The organism is Nonomuraea montanisoli (assembly GCF_013363975.1).
Taxonomy (GTDB): domain Bacteria; phylum Actinomycetota; class Actinomycetes; order Streptosporangiales; family Streptosporangiaceae; genus Nonomuraea; species Nonomuraea montanisoli.
The window spans coordinates 202,621-219,872 of record NZ_JABWGN010000001.1; the positions used below are offsets into that span (position 1 = coordinate 202,621).

Annotated in this window: 17 protein-coding genes; 6 read left to right on the forward strand and 11 right to left on the reverse strand. The window is 72.1% G+C overall.

All coding sequences use genetic code 11. The features are described from left to right. Positions 1–151 precede the first annotated feature (151 nt). Entirely contained in the window at positions 152–1,540 is a 1,389-nt protein-coding gene (locus HTZ77_RS00940) for an SEL1-like repeat protein (protein WP_175587489.1), read from the forward strand. 88 nt (positions 1,541–1,628) lie between these two features. Here the strand turns inward: HTZ77_RS00940 and ald are convergent, their stop codons facing one another. Then, positions 1,629–2,744: an alanine dehydrogenase gene (gene ald, locus HTZ77_RS00945; RefSeq protein ID WP_175587490.1), complete on the reverse strand. Its 1,116-nt coding sequence runs from the start codon at positions 2,742–2,744 to the stop codon at positions 1,629–1,631. Positions 2,745–2,802: 58 nt separating this feature from the next. Further along, positions 2,803–4,185 carry an aspartate aminotransferase family protein gene (locus HTZ77_RS00950; protein WP_175587491.1) on the reverse strand — a complete coding sequence of 461 codons (1,383 nt, stop codon included), beginning with the start codon at positions 4,183–4,185 and terminating at the stop codon, positions 2,803–2,805. A 231-nt stretch (positions 4,186–4,416) separates the two neighbouring features. On the opposite strand from HTZ77_RS00950, the gene HTZ77_RS00955 reads away from it, so the two are divergent. Next, complete coding sequence (locus HTZ77_RS00955; RefSeq protein ID WP_175587492.1) at positions 4,417–5,772, forward strand: dipeptidase; 1,356 nt, start codon at positions 4,417–4,419, stop codon at positions 5,770–5,772. A gap of 305 nt (positions 5,773–6,077) precedes the next feature. Further along, positions 6,078–6,368, forward strand: a complete 291-nt coding sequence (locus tag HTZ77_RS00960) for a hypothetical protein (protein ID WP_175587493.1) — start codon at positions 6,078–6,080, stop codon at positions 6,366–6,368. Positions 6,369–6,966: 598 nt separating this feature from the next. On the opposite strand, the gene HTZ77_RS00965 is transcribed toward HTZ77_RS00960, so the two are convergent. Then, positions 6,967–7,578, reverse strand: a complete 612-nt coding sequence (locus tag HTZ77_RS00965; protein WP_175587494.1) for a TetR/AcrR family transcriptional regulator — start codon at positions 7,576–7,578, stop codon at positions 6,967–6,969. A 145-nt stretch (positions 7,579–7,723) separates the two neighbouring features. Between HTZ77_RS00965 and HTZ77_RS00970 the strand changes: the two genes are divergently transcribed. Further along, positions 7,724–9,319: a carboxylesterase/lipase family protein gene (locus tag HTZ77_RS00970; protein WP_175587495.1), complete on the forward strand. Its 1,596-nt coding sequence runs from the start codon at positions 7,724–7,726 to the stop codon at positions 9,317–9,319. Between the two features lie 744 nt (positions 9,320–10,063). Here HTZ77_RS00970 and HTZ77_RS00975 read toward each other — a convergent pair. Next, positions 10,064–10,486, reverse strand: coding sequence for a PIN domain-containing protein (locus tag HTZ77_RS00975; RefSeq protein ID WP_175587496.1), 423 nt, complete (start codon positions 10,484–10,486; stop codon positions 10,064–10,066). Then, positions 10,483–10,761 carry a CopG family transcriptional regulator gene (locus tag HTZ77_RS00980; RefSeq protein WP_175587497.1) on the reverse strand — a complete coding sequence of 93 codons (279 nt, stop codon included), beginning with the start codon at positions 10,759–10,761 and terminating at the stop codon, positions 10,483–10,485. Before HTZ77_RS00980 ends, HTZ77_RS00975 begins: the two co-directional genes overlap by 4 nt. A 475-nt stretch (positions 10,762–11,236) precedes the next feature. Here HTZ77_RS00980 and HTZ77_RS00985 point away from each other — a divergent pair, with 475 nt between their 5' ends. Beyond that, entirely contained in the window at positions 11,237–12,481 is a 1,245-nt protein-coding gene (locus HTZ77_RS00985; protein ID WP_175587498.1) for an FAD-dependent monooxygenase, read from the forward strand. A 3-nt stretch (positions 12,482–12,484) separates the two neighbouring features. On the opposite strand, the gene HTZ77_RS00990 is transcribed toward HTZ77_RS00985, so the two are convergent. The 3 genes from HTZ77_RS00990 to HTZ77_RS01000 all read right to left on the reverse strand — a co-directional run bounded on the left by HTZ77_RS00990 (position 12,485) and on the right by HTZ77_RS01000 (position 14,427). Then, a complete protein-coding gene (locus HTZ77_RS00990) occupies positions 12,485–12,844 on the reverse strand; it encodes a hypothetical protein (protein ID WP_175587499.1) in 360 nt (119 codons plus the stop codon). Positions 12,845–12,855: 11 nt separating this feature from the next. Beyond that, entirely contained in the window at positions 12,856–13,458 is a 603-nt protein-coding gene (locus HTZ77_RS00995; RefSeq protein ID WP_175587500.1) for a TetR/AcrR family transcriptional regulator, read from the reverse strand. A gap of 63 nt (positions 13,459–13,521) precedes the next feature. Next, complete coding sequence (locus tag HTZ77_RS01000) at positions 13,522–14,427, reverse strand: hypothetical protein (RefSeq protein WP_175587501.1); 906 nt, start codon at positions 14,425–14,427, stop codon at positions 13,522–13,524. Positions 14,428–14,545: 118 nt separating this feature from the next. On the opposite strand from HTZ77_RS01000, the gene HTZ77_RS01005 reads away from it, so the two are divergent. Next, complete coding sequence (locus HTZ77_RS01005; RefSeq protein WP_175587502.1) at positions 14,546–15,313, forward strand: ankyrin repeat domain-containing protein; 768 nt, start codon at positions 14,546–14,548, stop codon at positions 15,311–15,313. A 6-nt stretch (positions 15,314–15,319) separates the two neighbouring features. On the opposite strand, the gene HTZ77_RS48640 is transcribed toward HTZ77_RS01005, so the two are convergent. The 3 genes from HTZ77_RS48640 to HTZ77_RS01020 form a co-directional block, all read right to left on the reverse strand. Beyond that, positions 15,320–15,505 carry a hypothetical protein gene (locus HTZ77_RS48640; protein WP_175587503.1) on the reverse strand — a complete coding sequence of 62 codons (186 nt, stop codon included), beginning with the start codon at positions 15,503–15,505 and terminating at the stop codon, positions 15,320–15,322. Next, positions 15,496–15,984 (reverse strand): phosphotransferase, encoded by a 489-nt coding sequence (locus HTZ77_RS48645; protein WP_407940472.1) that lies wholly within the window; start codon positions 15,982–15,984, stop codon positions 15,496–15,498. Before HTZ77_RS48645 ends, HTZ77_RS48640 begins: the two co-directional genes overlap by 10 nt. 148 nt (positions 15,985–16,132) lie before the next feature. After that, positions 16,133–17,212, reverse strand: a complete 1,080-nt coding sequence (locus tag HTZ77_RS01020; protein WP_175587505.1) for a tetratricopeptide repeat protein — start codon at positions 17,210–17,212, stop codon at positions 16,133–16,135. Positions 17,213–17,252: the final 40 nt, after the last annotated feature.

The window sequence follows — 17,252 nt, forward strand, 5'->3', positions numbered from 1 at the left end:
GAGGTGTCGTCGGCGCAGTGGCTGGTGACGAAGGCGAGACTCGAGGTCGCCCGCATTCACGCCCGGATCACCGACCGGCGGCGAGTACAACTTCTCCTAGCCTCCGGCGATTACGTTCCGCGTCGGCTCGGTCACATGTCACCCTGTGCGCATGGCGTGGTGGCAAGGTGAGGTGGCGGCACCGGCCGTTCCGGCCCCCCGGGTCGGCGACGAGCCGGAGCTGGTGCTGGCCGCGCAGGCGGGCGACCCACGGGCCGCGCACCGGCTCGGCAAGCTCTGCGCCCAGCGCGGCGACCGCTCGGCGGCCCGGCACTGGTGGGAACGCGCCGCTGCGGCCGGCAACGTCGACAGCGCCTACAACCTGGGCGTCTGGCACGAGAAGCACGGCACCCTGGAGGAGGCCGTCGCCTGGTACGAGCGGGCGGCCGGGCTCGGCGACGTCGAGGCCGCGGTCAACCTCGCCACCCTGCTGCTGGAGCAGCGCGGCGACCTCGCCTCCGCGCGCGCCTGGTTCGAGCGGGCGGCCCGCTCCGGCTCCCGGGCCGCGGCCCGCCGGCTGGCGCTGATCTGCGAGGACGCGGGCGAGCTGCCGGCCGCGCGGCAGTGGCACCGCAGGGCGGCCGGGGAGGGCGACCACGCCTCCGCCCACGACCTGGGCTTCCTCGCGTACGCGGCGGGCGACGAGGCCGAGGCCGCGCGCTGCTGGGAGCACGCCACCCGGGGCGGCCACGCCGACTCCGCCTACCACCTGGGGCTGCTCCTCCAGGCGCGCCGCGACCCCGAGGGCGCCGAGGCGTACTACCGGCTGGCCGCCACCAGCGAGCATCCGGGGGCGGCGTCCAAGCTCGGCGGCATCGCGCTGTCGCGGGGCGACGTGCGCACCGCGCGGGCCTGGTACGAGCGGGCCGCGAACGCCGGACGGCCCGACGACCAGCGGATGGCCGGGTACGTGTGCGTGGAGCTGGGCGACCCGGCGGGCGCCGGGCACTGGTTCGGCCGGGCGGCGGCCGCGGGCGACCCGGGATCGGCCTACGGCTTCGCGCTGCTGCTCATCGCCGAGTACGGCGACCTGGCCTCCGGCCGGCACTGGCTGCGGGTGGCGGCGCAGGCGGGGCACCACCACGCGGCCGTGGAGCTGGGCGGGCTGCTGTCGGCGGCCGGGGAGTACGCCGAGGCGCAGCGGTGGCTGTCCAGCCCGCCGCCGCCCGGCTGGGACCGGGTCACCGAGCCCGAGCTGGCCGCGCGGGCCGAGCTGGCCGCCGCCACGACCGGCCGCCGGGGCGGCGTGCCGCTGGCCGTGCACGAGCTGTCGGAGCTGCTCGGCACCTGGGACCTGGTGACCAGGCCGCTGCGCGACCACAGCGGCGTCGTGCGGTGGCTGGTGGAGCGCAGCGGCCTGCACGCGAGCGCGATCGAGCACTTCGCCTCGGTGCGCGGCACGCTGCTACGGCCCGGCAGCTCGCCCTGGCCGAGCCAGGGCGAGGTCGAGCACGTCCTGCAGACCGCCCGCGACCTGCGGCGCCGCCTCGGCGTCCACTGAGGCGGCGCCGTCCACTGAGACGGCGGCGTCCACTGAGGCGGCGGCGTCCGCTGAGGCGGTGTCGTCCGCTGAGGCGGCGTCGGACGGGTCAGGCGGCCAGGACGTCGGCCACCGGCGTGCAGAGCAGCCCCAGCGCCTCGGCGACCGGCGCGTTGGTGAGCTTCCCGTCATGCGTGTTGAGGCCGGCCGCCAGCGCCGGGTCCTTGGCCAGGGCGTCGCGCCAGCCGAGGTTGGCCAGCTTCACCGCGTACGGCAGCGTGGCGTTCGTCAGCGCGTAGGTGGAGGTGTTGGCCACCGAGCCCGGCATGTTGGCCACGCAGTAGAACACCGACTCGTGGACCTTGTAGGTCGGCTCGGCGTGCGTGGTCGGGCGGGAGTCCTCGAAGCAGCCGCCTTGGTCGATGGCGATGTCCACGAGCACCGAGCCCGGCTTCATGCGCGAGACCAGGTCGTTCGAGACGAGCGTCGGCGCCTTGGCGCCGGGGATGAGGACGGCGCCGATGACCAGGTCGGCCTGCAGCACCTCCTGCTCGATCGCGTACGAGGTGGACACCAGGGTCTTCAGACGGCCCTGGTAGATCGCGTCGATGAAGCGCAGGCGGTCGACGTTCGTGTCGAGCACGGTGACGTCGGCGCCCATGCCGACGGCGATCTGCGCGGCGTTCAGGCCGGAGACGCCGCCGCCGATGACGACCACCTTGGCGGGAGCCACGCCGGGCACGCCGCCCGGCAGGACGCCGCGGCCGCCGTTGAAGCGCATCAGGTTGTACGCGCCGACCTGCGGGGCCAGCCGTCCGGCGACCTCCGACATCGGCGCGAGCAGCGGCAGCGCGTTGCCGACCTGGACCGTCTCGTACGCGATGCCGGTCGTCCCCGCCGACAGCAGCGCGTCGGTGCACGGCCGCGACGCCGCCAGGTGCAGGTACGTGAACAGCACCAGCCCCTCGCGCAGCCGGTGGTACTCCTCGGCGATGGGCTCCTTGACCTTGAGCACCATGTCGGCCTGGGCCCACACGTCGTCGGCGCCGTCGATCATCTTCGCGCCCGCCGCGAGGTACTCCTCGTCCGGGATGTGCGAGCCGAGGCCCGCGCCGCGCTGGACCGTCACCTCGTGGCCGTGGCGCACCAGCTCGTGGACGCCCGCGGGCGTGGCGGCGACCCGGTATTCATGGTTCTTGACCTCGGCAGGCACGCCGATCTTCATCGCGGAATCCTTTCGGGACGTGCTCCGGCACGGCGCGCACCGTGCCGGAGGGGAGGTGTTACAGGCGGGACCATGCTTCGGTGAGGACGGACCGGAGGATCGACCCGATCTCGTCGAACTCGCGCGGCCCCGCGATGAGCGGGGGCGCGAGCTGGATGACCGGGTCGCCCCGGTCGTCGGCGCGGCAGTAGAGGCCCGCGTCGAACAGCGCCTTGGACAGGAAGCCGCGCAGCAGCCGCTCCGACTCGTCGGCCGTGAACGTCTCCTTCGTGGTCTTGTCCTTGACCAGTTCGATGCCCCAGAAGTAGCCGGAGCCGCGCACGTCGCCGACGATCGGCAGGTCGCGCAGGCCGTCGAGCGTCGCCTGGAACAGCGGCTCGTTGCGGGTGACGTGGCCGAGCAGGTCCTCGCGCTCGAAGATGTCGAGGTTGGCCAGCGCCACGGCCGCCGAGACGGGGTGACCGCCGAAGGTGTAGCCGTGGGCGAACATGTTGTCGCCGTCCTTGAACGGCTCGAACAGCCGGTCGTGGGCGATCATCGCGCCGATCGGCGAGTAGCCGGAGGTCATGCCCTTGGCGCAGGTGATGATGTCGGGCACGTAGTCGAACTTCTCGCCGCCGAACATCGTGCCGAGGCGGCCGAAGGCGCAGATGACCTCGTCGGAGACGAGCAGCACGTCGTACTCGTCGCAGATCTCGCGCAGGCGCTGCCAGTAGCCGGGCGGGGGCGGGAAGCAGCCGCCCGCGTTCTGCACCGGCTCGGCGAAGACGGCCGCGACCGTGTCGGGGCCCTCCATCTCGATGGCGCGGGCCACGCGGTCGGCCGCCCAGATGCCGTACTCCTCGGGCGTCATGCCCTTGACGCCGGTGATCTCGTCGGCGCGGTAGTGGTTGGTGTTCGGCACGCGGACGGAGCCGGGGACGAGCGGCTCGAACATCTGCTTGAACGCCGGGATGCCGGTGATCGACAGGGCGCCCTGCGGGGTGCCGTGGTAGGCGATCTGGCGGCTGATGACCTTGTGCTTGAGCGGCTTGCCGGTGAGCTTGAAGTACTGCTTGGCCAGCTTCCACGCGGTCTCGACGGCCTCGCCGCCGCCGGTGGTGAAGAAGACCCGGTTGAGGTCGCCGGGCGCCATGGCCGCCAGCCGCTCGGCCAGCTCGGCGGCCTTCGGGTGGGCGTAGGACCACAGCGGGAAGAAGGCCAGCTCCTGGGCCTGCTTGGCGGCGGCCTCGGCCAGCTCGCTGCGGCCGTGACCGGCCTGGACGACGAAGAGTCCCGCCAGCCCGTCGAGGTAGCGCTTGCCGTGGATGTCGTAGATGTACGAACCTTCGCCCCGGACGATCGTCGGGATCTCTGCCTGCTCATAGGCGCTATGCCTGGTGAAGTGCAGCCACAGGTTGTCGTGCGCGGCCTTGAGGATGTCGTTTTCCGGCTGCGTCATGGTTATCTTCCCTTGCGTCTGATCTCACCACAGTGTGCATGTTCACCTGCGGATTGCCAAGTGAAAGCGTCGCGACACTCTGCAAGAAAACCGAGATCCGCAGAACCGCTATGTAACCGCTACGAAATCCGCAGTAGATTTGCGCGCGGGTCCTGCTCGTTTCCCGCGTTGTGGGGGCGTCTGTGATCCAATGAGACGTTGACTATCGAAACAACCCCGGGGGATCGTCCCGTGACTCCTGACCAGATAGAGAAGGCCGTCGCCGCCGCCATGCCACAGGGCGTCGACGAGCTCAGGCGGCTCGCCGCCATCCCGTCCGTCGCCTTCCCCGGGCATCCCGAGGAACCCGTGTACGCGGCCGCCGCCCTGACCGAGGAGCTGCTGCGCTCGGTCGGGCTGCCGCACGTCCGGCAGATCCCCGTCGAGGGCAGCTTCCCCGCCGTGTACGGCGAGGCGCCCGCGCCCCCCGGCGCGCCCACGGTCCTGCTGTACGCGCACTACGACGTGCAGCCCGCCGGCGACCCCGCCGCCTGGCGCACCCCGCCGTTCGAGCCCACGCTGATCGACGGGCAGCTCTACGGCCGGGGCACCGCCGACGACAAGTCCGGCGTCATCTCGCACGTCCTCGCCCTGCGCGCCTTCCAGGGCCGCTTCCCCGTCGGTGTGAAGGTCATCGTGGAGGGCCAGGAGGAGTACGCGGGCGAGCGCCTCGAGGCGTTCGTGGACCGCAACCCCGACCTGCTGCGGGCCGACGCCATCGTCGTCGCCGACACCGGCAACCCGCGCGTCGGCGACCCCTCCGTCACGACGTCCCTGCGCGGCATGGCGGCGTTCACCATGGAGGTCCGCACGCTGCGCGAGTCCGTGCACAGCGGCCAGTTCGGCGGGGCCGCCCCCGACGCGCTCGCCGCGCTCATGCGCATGGTCACCTCGCTGCACGACGACAACGGCGACGTCCGCGTCCCCGGGCTGCCGCGCGGCACGTTCCTCGGGCAGGGGCCGTCGGAGGAGGAGTTCCGCCGGACCGCCGGGGTGGTCGACGGCGTCTCGCTCGTCGGCTCCGGCTCGCTGGCCGACCGGCTGTGGGCGTCGTACGCCATCACCGTGACCGGCCTCGACGTGCCCACGGTCTCCGGCGCCATCAACGCCGTCCAGCCGGCGGCCCGGGCCCGCGTCACCGTCCGCATCCCGCCGGCCGGCGACCCGAAGACCACGGTCAACGCCGTCGTCGAGTTCCTGCGCCAGGTGGCGCCGTGGGGCGCGCAGGTGGCGTTCGGCGACTTCACCGTGGGGTCCGGCTTCCAGGCCGACTCCGGCGGCAAGGCCCGCGCGGCCCTCAACCGCGCCATGGAGCGCGCCTTCGGCCGCCCGCCGCGCGACGTCGGCGCGGGCGGCTCCATCCCGCTGGTCAACACGCTGCTGCGGCAGTACCCGGCGGCGGAGATCCTGCTGTTCGGCGCGGAGGACGAGGAGGCGGCGGTGCACGCGCCGAACGAGCGGGTGGACCTGGAGGAGCTGCGCCGGGTCGCCACGGCGGAGGCCCTCTTCCTGGCGGAACTCGGCGCCCCGTCAGCGCTCGGGGTCTGACTTTTCTGGGGGGCTTCACCCCAAGGTCTTCACCTTCGGGGGTCGCTTCGCGACGTGGGGGCTCAGGCAGCGCCCGGTGGGGGGCTCGGCGCCCCCCACACCCCCACAAGGGCGCGGCAACCGCAGCCTGGCCTGCCATAACTGGTGGTTCGGCTCTGCCACAGCGAGCTCTCCTCTCGTGGCTCCGTGTGGGCATCGTGGCACGAGCACCCACCGGGGCGCCCACGGATCTGCCCCCCATCTGCCCCTTGACTGCCCCTCCATCTGGCGTTCCCAGGGATCATCGGACGGGCCAATGTGGGGCCATGCACGCCACCACGGACCGACGCCGGACCGGCCGCCGGGGAGTCGCTCCCTTGCCGGTGGGCACTGTGCAGCTCGACTGGTCACTCGATCAAGGACAGACGTGGTCGACGAGCGGCACCTTGCAGGCCCCGACGGACCAGCTCGACAAGGCCACGCGCATGCTGTTGCTGACCTGTATGACCATGACGGGAAGCACCGGCTATGCGCTGTGGCGAGTATCGGGCTGGCCCACCACGGAGCCCAACGGACCACCAACGGTGATTTTGCACAGCGACGGCAGAGTCCCGTGAACGCCCTGACCACCGGGCTCCGCCCGTACCCACCGAAGCACCTCCATGACCTTGGCTCAAGCCGGGGCGCGCTGCTCGCTTCCCACCTCTACCTGCCGCGATGGGCAGAAAGGCCCTCAGGAGTTCCAACCCGCCCCGGATCCCGCCGACGCGCCGACCAAGCCCCACAAAGGTCACTCTCAGCCGGAAAGAGTCGACGATGAGGACCGAGCCTGCTCCCTTTGAACCCGATCACCTGAGGTGGGAGCCGTTCCAGCGCCCAGACCAGCCATGCCGGATCAGGGACACCGCGTCCTGCTGCGCCTATGAATTGGTGTCGCAGGGTGGCCAGTACCTGATTCTGCGGTTGACCCGGGAGGGCTACGAAGAGACCGCGCGAGGCCCTCACCGGGTGGCCGTCGTCATGTGGGATCGGCTCATCACCGCCCACGGCCGGAGCCACCGCCGCCAGAACCCCGACTCGGGGGACGCCTGCGACCACCCACCCACCTCGCGAAGGCTCCGGCGGAGCTTCCTCTCACCACGGTGAGACGACAGCCACTCCCCTGCCTCCAGAGGATGACAGCCATGGCTGCGACCGACGGCGTCAGTCAGAGCATCAAGCGTCCCGCCTTGCCTCCTGCTCCCGGCGGGATCCCGGGGACCCGCCGCTGATCAGGGCGAGGGCGGTGGCCAGGTCGTGGCCGGTGGGGGCCCGTTCGGGGTCGATCAGGCACTGGGCCATGACGCCGGTCAACAGCGCCTGGTGGAAGCCGCCGACCGCCCAGGCGTCGGGATGGCCGGGGTCGAGGCCGGCGAGCACCTGGGCCAGGCCGAGACGGGCGTGCTCAAGGCCGGCGGCCAGGTGGGCGCGGGCCTGCTCGGCGTGCTGGACCTGCCCGATGACGTCGAAGGTGGCCGCCCACAGGGGCCGGTAGGTCTCGAAGGTCGTGAGGATCCGCGTCCAGGCCGCCTCGAAGCGCTGCAGCGGGCCGGCCTCGGGGTCGGCGGGAACGGCGGCCAGCGCCTGGGCGAGCTGCTCGCCCCATTCCTGCGAAGCCTGCGACAGGGCCTCGTTGAGCAGCGCCTCCTTGGAGCCGAAGTGGTAGCCGACGGCCGCCATGCTGACCCCGCCGGCGGCGGCGGTGATGTCGCGGATGCTGGTGCGCGCGTAGCCCTTGTCGTACAGGCAGCGTTTGGCCCCGGCGATCAGATCTTCGCGGTTCCCCATGGCTCGCACCCTATACCAAGAATCAGACGATCGACTTAGGCGATTGCCTAAGTCGATCGTCTTGCGCGATCGCCTAAGTCGGTTGTACGGTTCTCGCCGTACGGGAGATCCGTACGTGAGATCACTGATGCGAGGAGATGGACAGATGACCGACATGGGCAAGGTGGCGGCAGGACTGACGGCCCTGGGCGTCGCAGGGGCGATCCTGAGCCCCTCGGCGGCGGCCGCGGAAGGCGGCGCGCTGGTCCGCACCGACCGTGGGCCCGTGCGGGGCATGGTCGCCGACGACCATCGCTCGTTCCTGGGCATCCCGTACGCCGCCCCGCCGGTGGGCGAGCTGCGCTGGCGGGCGCCGCGTCCCGCCCCGGCCTGGACACAGCCGCTCCAGGCCACCACCCCGGGCCCGATGTGCGCGCAGACCGGCGACCACCTGGGCGGCGACAGCCTCAGCGAGGACTGCCTCTACCTGAACGTGACCACCCCTCGCGCCCGCTCCGGAGAGAAGCTGCCCGTCATGGTGTGGCTCCACGGCGGCAGCTTCAAGGACGGCGCCGGCCACCTCTACGACGCCCGCCGCCTGGCCGTCCAGGGCGAGGCCATCGTGGTGACCGTCAACTACCGGCTCGGCGCCTTCGGTTTCCTGGCCCACCCCGCCCTGCGCGACGCCGACGGCCTGTCCGGCAACTACGGGCTCGCCGACCAGCAGGCCGCCCTGCGCTGGGTCCGGCGCAACGCCGCCGCCTTCGGCGGCGACCCCGGCAACGTGACGCTGTTCGGCGAGTCCTCCGGCGCCGTGGCGGTCTGCGCCCACCTGGCCGCGCCCGGATCGGCCGGGCTGTTCCACCGCGCGATCCTGCAGAGCGCCCCCTGCACCGCCCCATGGGCGCCCTCCCTGGCCATGGCCAACAACCCGCGTCCCCGCGCCCAGGCCGAACGCGACGGCCAGGCTCTGGTCGAGCGGCTGGGAGTCGGCGAGTCGCCGACCGCCGAGCAACTGCGCGCCGTCCCGGCCGACAAGCTGCTGCAGGCCGCCTCCGACCCGGCCCAGCCCGGCTTCGGCCCGGTCACCGGCGGCGCGTTCCTCCCGCTCGACCCGGCCCGCGCGGTCGCCACCGGCCGCTCACAGCGGGTGCCGGTGCTGTACGGCATCAACCGCCACGAGCAGCGCATGCACGTCTGGGGCCTGGAGATGGCCAAGTACCGAGGCCCCATCCCCGCCGACCGCTACGACGACGAGATCCGCGCCGCCTTCGGCGCCGACGCCGACAAGGTCCTGGTCCGCTACCCCCTGTCCGCCTACGCCTCGCCCAGCCAGGCGCTGGCCACCGCCCTGACCGACGCCCAGTACGCCCGACCCGCCCTCGACACCGGCAAGGCGCTCTCCCGCCACGTCCCGACCTACGCCTTCGAGTTCGCCGACGCCGACGCGCCCTGGTTCGCCGCCTTCCCCAAGCCGTACGACATGGGCGCCTACCACGCCGCCGACCTGCCGTACCTGTTCGACGTCGGCTACACCCAGCCCCTCACCGGCCCGCAGCGCCGGCTCGCCGACCACATGATCGGCTACTGGACCCGGTTCGCCCGCACCGGCGACCCCAACGGCTCGGGCGCACCCACCTGGCAGCCCTTCACGACCGCCCGCCCGTACGTCCAGTCCCTGGCGCCCGGCGACGACGGCATCAAGCCCGCCGACTTCGCCCGCGACCACGACTACGACTTCTGGACCTCACTCCACGGCTGAGACGTTCGAGGACTTCTCCGGGTGGTTCTCAACCCAAGGTCTTCACCTTCGGGGGTCGCTTCGCGACGTGGGGGCTCAGGCAGCGCTCGGTGGGGGGCTCGGCGCCCTCCACACCCCCACAAGGGCGCGGCCCTCGCTCACGCTCGGACGTCCTGATCGGGGCTGCGCCCCGAACCCCGGGCGAGGGGGCTCCCGCCGCCTCGCGCTCCCCCACCTTGGCCATGACCACATCACGACAGGTCAGCATCACGTCAGGTCAGCCAGGCAGGTCAGCAGGCCACGACGCGAAGCACGGCAGTCGACACCCGCTGCGCTGAAGATCAAGGCGTCTTCTGGCGATCGGCAAGGCGCCGTTCTTCGCCTTGGTCGGTCGGCGCCAAGACAACTTGACAGGACCCGCACAAAGCGAAGGAATATCCATCCGCACATGCTTCCAAGCGCCTTGATCTGCCTGGACGGTGCAGGGCGAGTTCAGGGAACGCAGCATGGCATTATGCTAAAATTGCGAAACTCTCACAGGGGCGAAGCACCTTAGATGTAGCTCCAGAACCCTCAAACAGAGCTGTGCCCCGGGCTGCGTGCAAGCAGAGGCATTCCCGGGGCTTATGCATCGATGCTGACACGCCATCCCGGGCGAGAGAGGCGAGGCGGTGGACGAGCGCGAGGCCGAGCATCTGTGCGGGGTGCTGTCGTCGACCCTCGTCAGTCCGGGCGCTCCCGACGGGAGGCGACGGAAGCAGAGTGTCACACCTTCTTGACGACGATCGAGTCCGGGACCAGCTTCTCCAGGTCGTCCACGTCCGAGGTGAAGACGGTGACCTGACCTTTCTGCTGTCGCGCGACGACGGCGAGCACGGCGTCGATCGCGTACTTGTGGCCGTGCAGCCCGGCCTCCGTCAGGAGCCGGCGGGCCCGGCGGGCCTGGTCCTTTCCCAGGTCGGCGACGTTGAGCCGGGAGAGCACCCAGTCCCAGCGTTGCTCAGTGATCCTTCCGTCGCACGCCTCGACCACCGTCATGGGAGACGTCACCACGTCGGCCTGGCCGCGGGCGGCGAGGTCGAGCAACGCGATCATCTTCCTGTCGCCCCGCACGGCGAGGGACAGGGCCCCGCAGTCGAGTATGAAGATCCGTGGCGGCTGCCCGCACTCGCCGCTTCGCCTGCTCACGCCGCCTCTTCTGCCTTGCGCTTCCCGCCGGCGCGGCGGCGTTCGTGCTCGGCGTCGAGCTCGTCAAGTTCCTTGCCCGCCGCTGCACGTTCGTCCTCGGTGACCGGCCCGTACTCTTCCTCAAGCCAGTTCACCAGCCCCAGCAACCGGTCGCGGTCTCGCTTGACGCGCAGCGCCTCGGCGACATAGGCCGACAGGCCACGCTCTGCCGCCTCGGCGCGGATCTCATCGAGGAGTTCCTCGGGGATCGTCACCGTCACTTTCTTGGTTGCCATACTTGAGACCATACTCCTGGTATCGGTCTTCTTACCAGAATTCCGCGGGTCAGAGTTCGAAGTCCTGGCAGCCGTAAGTGGCGGCCTCCTCGAAGTGGCCGGGGAGCGGGTGCAGGTCGACCACGGCCACGGTGAGCGTGTGGATCCCTCCTCACTCTTGTCCGGAGGCGCGAACGGCTCTCCCGATGCGCTGACGACCTCGACACTATGGCCGCATGGCCATCTTGCATAAGATCAGTATTGCTATGACGTTATGCTCCTGGCGGGCATGACGGCGGGGCGTCGTCCACGGGCGGAGCTCGCGCGGGTCGCGTACGGCATGGCGGGGCCGTGCGCGCGGACGCGGCGGTGAGCTGCGCGGCCTCACATTCCGGGGTGCTGCGCTGTCGTACTCCACGGAAGGTCACGCCATCCACGAACCGGCACCCCGCCGTCACCGGCAGGAGTCGCCGGCAACCCGCTAAGGAGAAACCGCATGGACACGACGAACAACGGTGGCCGCCGGGCTCTGGTGGTCGGCCTGGGCGTCAGCGGGATCGCGACGGCGCTGCGGCTGCGGCAGATCGGCTGGACGCCGGTCATCGTCGAGCGGGCCGCCACCCGGCGGTCCGGTGGATACTTCATCGCGCTGTTCGGCGCGGGCCGTGCCGCGGCCCAGCGCCTGGGCATCCTGGACAACCTCACCGATCGGGGGCCGGAGGGCTCCGCCTACGACATCGACCGGGCCGGCAACCGCCGCCCCGGGCTGGGTTTCAAGGACTTTCCCGGCCGGCCGTGGATGATGATGCGGGCAGACGTGGAGGAGGCCGGTTTCGCCGCGCTGCCGCCCGATGTCGAGATCCGTCACTCCACGGTGCCGACGCGGATCGAGCAGGACCCCGACGGCGTGGACGTCACACTGGCCGACGCCGCCCGCGGGACCACGGTCACCGAACGCTTCGATCTCGTCGTCGGCGCGGACGGGCTGCGCTCCACGGTGCGGCGGCTGGCGTTCGGGCCGCACGAGGACTACCTGCGCCGGATGAACTACATGGTGGTCGCCTTCCAGCTCACCGACGCGCTCCCCGGCCACGACCGGACCGACTCCGTCATCCTGGCCGAACCGCAGCGGTCGCTGTGGATCTTCCCCTTCAAGGACCGCCCGCCGACCGCGATGCTGAGCTACCACACCGACGACGTGGACGCCGAGTTCACCCGCCCCATGATCGACCGGGTGCGCGAGGTGTTCGGCCCGGAGCCGACCGGCGCGGCGCTGGGGGCGGCGCTGGACACGCTGGAGTCGGCCGACGAGGTGCTGTTCGACTCGGTCGAGCAGGTGCGCATGGACCGCTGGCACCGCGGCCGGGTGGTGCTCGTCGGCGACGCGGCCTGGTGCGTGACCCTGTACGCGGGGATGGGCGCATCGAGCGGGATGGCCGGGGCCGACCTGCTGGGCACCATGCTGGCCCGCCACCCCGGCAGCGTGACCGGGGCGCTGGCCGCATGGGAGCGGCAGTTGCGGCCCTCCATCGGCTACCTCCAGGGGAACGGCTTGCAGATGCGCAGCCTGTTCGTCCCGGCCACCCGCTTCGAACTGGCGCGGCGCAAGGCGATGGTGCGGATGAGCAAGATGCCGATCACCTCCCCGCTGATCCTCCGCTGGAGGACCAAGGGCAAGGCGGCCCGGATGAAGGACATGGACTTCTCCCACCCCGGCCTGGCGCTCGCCGGGCCCCGCTGAGCCTCACCGGCTGGTGGTGGCCTGTTCGACGAGGGCCACGGTGGCCCGCGGGTCGGCGACCTCGACCACGAGGCGGGCGTAGCGCTCGTCGGCCAGCTCGATGACCACGGTCCTGGCCGCGTCGTGGACGTCCCAGAAGACCTTCTCCCCGTCGAGGCGGAAGGTGCCGGCCGTGATGACGCCGGGGATGTTGACGCCGGGAGCGCGCAGGCCCTTGAAGAAGCCGCTGACGATGCCGGGATCGGCGGTGGCGCCGCGGACGTTGGCCAGCGGGATCGCCAGCCGGCTCTTGAGCGCCCAGAGCTTGTCGAGCCCCTCGATCTCCACGACCAGGGTGTCGCCGTCGATGCTGATCTGTGCCATGTCGAAGCTCCTTACGGGTGGCGGGTGAGCCGGTGGGCCAGGGCGGCGCCGGCCTGGTCGACGTTCGTGCCGGAGGTGCCGGCTCTGGCCCGCAGCCGGAGCCCGAGGATCGTCGCGGTGAGCGCGAAGGCCACGTCGTCCTCGTCCTGCCGGGCGTTCTCGGCCGGGGAGTGCTGCTCGCCCGGGGGGTGCTGCCCGGCCGGGGAGTGCTGCCCGGCCGCCGTCCTGGCGGCCTGGTCGAAGGCGGCCAGGACGGGGGCGAGCTGGTCGGCGACCTCGCGGTCCACCGGTGCGCGTTCGACCACGGCCATCAGCAGCAGGTTCAGGCCGGCCTCCTCAGCGGGCTCGCCGACGGCCACGTGCAGCGCCTGGGCGAGGTCGCCGGCGCCGGCGACGCGGTCGATGAGGGGGGCGATGTGGTGCTCCAGGGACCAGCGCAGCGCGGCCTGGTACAGCCCCCGCTTGCTGCCGAAGGTCTTGTACAGGCTGTTGCGGTGCACGCCGAGGTGGGTCACCAGGTCGTCCATGGAGATGCCGTCGTAGGACCGGGTGGAGAACAGCTCGGCCGCCGACCGGATCACGGTCGCCTCGTCGAAGCCTCGGGGTCGTCCCATGGCTTGAGCATGGCAGTTTAGGAATGAACAGTCAAGAACGTTCGTTCCTGAACTCGGCGATCCCTATTCGATCATGGTTCCGCAGCGGTACCCCTCCACCCGCTCCGGGTCGAGCTGGAGGTGGGCGAGGTTGGTGGTCTCGATGGGGCGGCGGAAGGTCTCCTGCTTGTCGCAGTCGTACAGGACGTACGTGCCGTCGCTCTCGCCGAGGAGCATCATCCAGCGCCCGCCGTACAGCGGCTTGTCGTTCTCGGCGTTCTTCAGGACGGCCCACTGGTCCTGGAAGCCGACGTAGCCGAGCAGGTCGTCGGCCTGGCCGGTGTCGCGCACCTCGACGGCGGCCTCGATCATGCTCAGGATCAGCACGAAGCCGACCCCGAGGCCGGTGAGGGCGCACACGAGGATCTTCATGCCGGCGCGGCCGACCGGCCTGCGGCGCATGAGCCGGAACGGCACCACGAACGCCAGGACGCCCAGCCCGACGGCGACGACGACCATGAGCCCCACCGTCAGGTCGGCGACCAGGTTGACCAGGCCCCAGTACGTCGCGCCGCACCACAGCGCGGCGAGGACGGCCACCGTCCAGGGACGGGCGCGCACCGCGGCGAGCAGCCGGCCGGCCGCGCCACGGGTGATCCGGTCGATGAGCCAGCCGAGCCCGACGACGGCGCCCACGGCCGGGACGAGCGCGAGCACGAGCAGGATGAGCGTGCCCATGAGGCGTCCGAGCAGGACGGACTGGTCGATGCCGGCCTGCTGGGGGTTGATGCCGAACACCCAGTAGATCTGCTCGATGCCGAGGTACAGCACCGCGTACAGGCCGACGCCCACGGGCACGACGACGGAGCCGATGCGTTCGAGGATGGTGAGCACCCCGCCGCCGCCTTCGCCGTCGCCGTCGCCGTGGCCGTTCGAGGGGGCGGGAGAGGGCTGCTCGACCGGCTCTTGGCGCAGTGAGGGGGTGTTCATCCTGGGGGTCGCTCCTTGGTGCTGAGGGGAACGATGGTGGCACACGGCCCGGGACCCGGCCCTCCTCGGGTCGTTAACCGGTGGATCATCGCGGCGGCCTCGTACCAGACTGAGCTTCATGAGCGCAGAGGAGCTGGTTGCGGCGGCCGCGTACGGCGAGGCCGAGGAGGTGCGGCGGCTGCTCGCCGGCGGTGCGCGAGCGGACGAGCCCGACGAGTACGGCAGCACCGCCCTCTACCGGGCCGCCGTACAGGGCCGCGCGGAGATCGTCCGCATGCTGCTGGCCGCGGGCGCCGATCCCGACCACGAGAGCGGGGGCGACGGCGAGGGGCTGCCGCTGTGCGCGGCCGCGGTCTGCGGACACCTCGACGTGGTCGACGCCCTGCTCGACGGCGGCGCCGACCCCGATCGGCGGGAGGACGTCGCGATCACCGGGAGGACCGCGCTCCACTGGGCCGCCTCGACCGAGCACCTCGCGGTCGTGCGCGCCCTGCTCGCCGGGGGCGCCGCGCCCGACGTGGAGGACGCGATCGGCCGCACGGCGCTGTCCCACGCCGCCCAGCGCGGCGCCACCGCCGTGGTGCGGACGCTGCTCGACCACGGGGCCGACCCCGCGCACCGCGACCGCGGGGGCCGGAGCCCGGCGGATTTCGCTCGCCCGTACGTGGGCCGCGACATCGAGGCGGAGCTGCTCGCGGAGGTCACGGTCCCGCCGGGGGGAAGCGTCGCGGTCCGCCGCGAGCGGTCGGAGGGCGGCGATGAAGGGGTCGTGGTGGAGGTCCGCGGCGAGCGGGGCGACCTGCGCTCCGGGCGGACGCTGGGCACGGGCCACGCCGAGATCGTCCGCCTGCTGGAGAGCCTGGAGAGCCTGGAGAGCAGCGCCTAGCGGACGTCAGGCGCGGGCCGGCGGGTAGCGCGTGACGTCCACGGCGAGGAGGTCGGCCAGGAAGGCCGCCTGCCGCGGGTCGTCCCAGTCGCCGACCTCGTCCCCGTGGATGGCGGCCCACACGCCCCACTCCAGCAGCATGTACGTCAGAGCCGTCGGCCACAGGTCCCACTCCCGCGCCGTCAGCCCCACGTGACGCAGGTACGCGTCGCGGAAGACGGCCCACTCCCCCGCGTCGAACAGCCTCGGCGGTCCGTCCGGCAGGTCGTTGCCGAACAGCAGCACGGCCAGGGCCAGGTCGAGCAGCCTCGGCGCCCGTTCGCCGTTGTCGGGATCGACCAGGACGGGCCCGGCCGCGCCGTACACGAGGTTGACCCTGAGAACCTTGTCGCGACCCGCGACGTCGTCGTCGATCGAATCCTCGTCGTGGTCCGGCCACGCGAAACCGGGCAGTCCGGGCGAGTCCGCGGCGCCGCCGGCGGCGTGCAGGCGGCGTGCAGGCGGCCCAGCAGGTCGCCGGCGGCGCGGATGTCCGCCGGCGAGCCGTCGTAGCCGCGCCCGTCGATCCACGGATAGGCGACCCAGTCGTCCCCGGCGATCCTGTGCGGCCCGGCCAGCGGCGTCACCACGGGCAGGCTAAGGCCCGCGAGGTGCCGCACCCACCGGCCCATGGCCTCGGCCGCGCGGGTCCGCTTGACGGCTACGGCCGCTCCGCCGATCACGCCGCGGAACACCGGGGCGTAGGGGTAGACCGACTCCTGCGGCTCGATCCCGAACCGCGCGAACACCTCGGAGTAGTCGTTCGTCACGAGCCCCGACCTAAGGGACGCGCGGGAGGCCGTCGCGCTGGTCCTGGACCGGCCGGTCGAACGCGGCCCGCAGCTCCCGCAGCCCCTGCGACCGGTCCGCGTCCCTGCTGTCCGCGACGTGGTCGTGCAACGCCAGGAACAGCGCGCGTGCGCGGTCGTACCGCTCCTCGCTCCACCGCCGCAGCCGTTCCAGCGCGTGCCGCACCTCCGGGAAGTCCGCGGGGAAGAGCGACAGCCCGATCTCGGCGAGTGCCGGGCGGCTCACGTCGGTGAAGTAAAAGGCGCCCTCGAAGGCCTCCCGCACCCAGTACGACTCGCTCATGCCGTTGTGCGCCATGAGCTCCTCGACGACCGACAGGTGGGGCGCGCCCGCCAGCAGCTCGCCGTACCGCACGCAGACCCAGGGATACAGCCCCTCGGCCCCGGCCCTGCGGGGATGGGACACGAGGTGCGCGGCCTGCAGCACTCTGCCCGCCCGCTCCAGGTCGCCCTGGCCGATGAGCAGATGGCCCAGCAGGTGCCCGGCATAACCGGCGTAGAGCTCGTGGTCCGACTTCAGCGCCCTCGTCAGCGGCTCCTCGGCCGCCGCGGGGTCCGCGCCGGTCTGCAGCAGCAGGTTGCCGTGGAGCGCGGCGGCGAGGTCACGCGTCCACGGGTCGGCGTCGCCGAGATCGGCCGCCCGGATGAAGCCCTCCTCGGCGGCCTCCGGGTCTGCGGTCAGCTGGGCGATCACGCCGCGCACCAGCGGATGGTCGGCGGGCCGCCGGCCGGCGTCGAGGGACTCGAACGCCGCGTACAGCCCCGCCGACGGCAGCACCGCCGCCATGGGGCCCAGCCAGGGGTCCTCGCCCGCCGCCACCCGCCTCAGCAGCTTCCACCCGGGTTCGTCGAGGTCGTCCTCGCCCAGCTCGATCCCCGCCAGCGCCGCCGCCGCGAAGCCCGAGACCGACGTGCGTCCCGACCCGGCCACGGCCCGCAGCGCCGACCGCGCCTCCGCGACGTCGCCCGCCCGGTACGCCTCCAGCCCCGGCCGCGCCTCGTCCGGCACCGCCGTGGTGATCGGGTCGGGAGGAATGGGGTTCGCGGGCATCTCGGCCTCTTTCGGTGGGGGATCGTCTGCCCGGAGAGTC

What these genes read in the sequence shown, in the direction of transcription:
- HTZ77_RS00990 (WP_175587499.1), bottom strand. Translation starts at nt 12,844, where the DNA reads ATGGCACAGATCAGCATCGACGGCGACACCCTGGTCGTGGAGATCGAG.
- HTZ77_RS00970 (WP_175587495.1), top strand. Translation starts at nt 7,724, where the DNA reads ATGACCGACATGGGCAAGGTGGCGGCAGGACTGACGGCCCTGGGCGTC.
- HTZ77_RS00985 (WP_175587498.1), top strand. Translation starts at nt 11,237, where the DNA reads ATGGACACGACGAACAACGGTGGCCGCCGGGCTCTGGTGGTCGGCCTG.
- HTZ77_RS00995 (WP_175587500.1), bottom strand. Translation starts at nt 13,458, where the DNA reads ATGGGACGACCCCGAGGCTTCGACGAGGCGACCGTGATCCGGTCGGCG.
- ald (WP_175587490.1), bottom strand. Translation starts at nt 2,744, where the DNA reads ATGAAGATCGGCGTGCCTGCCGAGGTCAAGAACCATGAATACCGGGTC.
- HTZ77_RS48645 (WP_407940472.1), bottom strand. Translation starts at nt 15,984, where the DNA reads ATGGGCCGGTGGGTGCGGCACCTCGCGGGCCTTAGCCTGCCCGTGGTG.
- HTZ77_RS00965 (WP_175587494.1), bottom strand. Translation starts at nt 7,578, where the DNA reads ATGGGGAACCGCGAAGATCTGATCGCCGGGGCCAAACGCTGCCTGTAC.
- HTZ77_RS01005 (WP_175587502.1), top strand. Translation starts at nt 14,546, where the DNA reads ATGAGCGCAGAGGAGCTGGTTGCGGCGGCCGCGTACGGCGAGGCCGAG.
- HTZ77_RS00940 (WP_175587489.1), top strand. Translation starts at nt 152, where the DNA reads ATGGCGTGGTGGCAAGGTGAGGTGGCGGCACCGGCCGTTCCGGCCCCC.
- HTZ77_RS00960 (WP_175587493.1), top strand. Translation starts at nt 6,078, where the DNA reads ATGCACGCCACCACGGACCGACGCCGGACCGGCCGCCGGGGAGTCGCT.
- HTZ77_RS01020 (WP_175587505.1), bottom strand. Translation starts at nt 17,212, where the DNA reads ATGCCCGCGAACCCCATTCCTCCCGACCCGATCACCACGGCGGTGCCG.
- HTZ77_RS01000 (WP_175587501.1), bottom strand. Translation starts at nt 14,427, where the DNA reads ATGAACACCCCCTCACTGCGCCAAGAGCCGGTCGAGCAGCCCTCTCCC.
- HTZ77_RS00980 (WP_175587497.1), bottom strand. Translation starts at nt 10,761, where the DNA reads ATGGCAACCAAGAAAGTGACGGTGACGATCCCCGAGGAACTCCTCGAT.
- HTZ77_RS00950 (WP_175587491.1), bottom strand. Translation starts at nt 4,185, where the DNA reads ATGACGCAGCCGGAAAACGACATCCTCAAGGCCGCGCACGACAACCTG.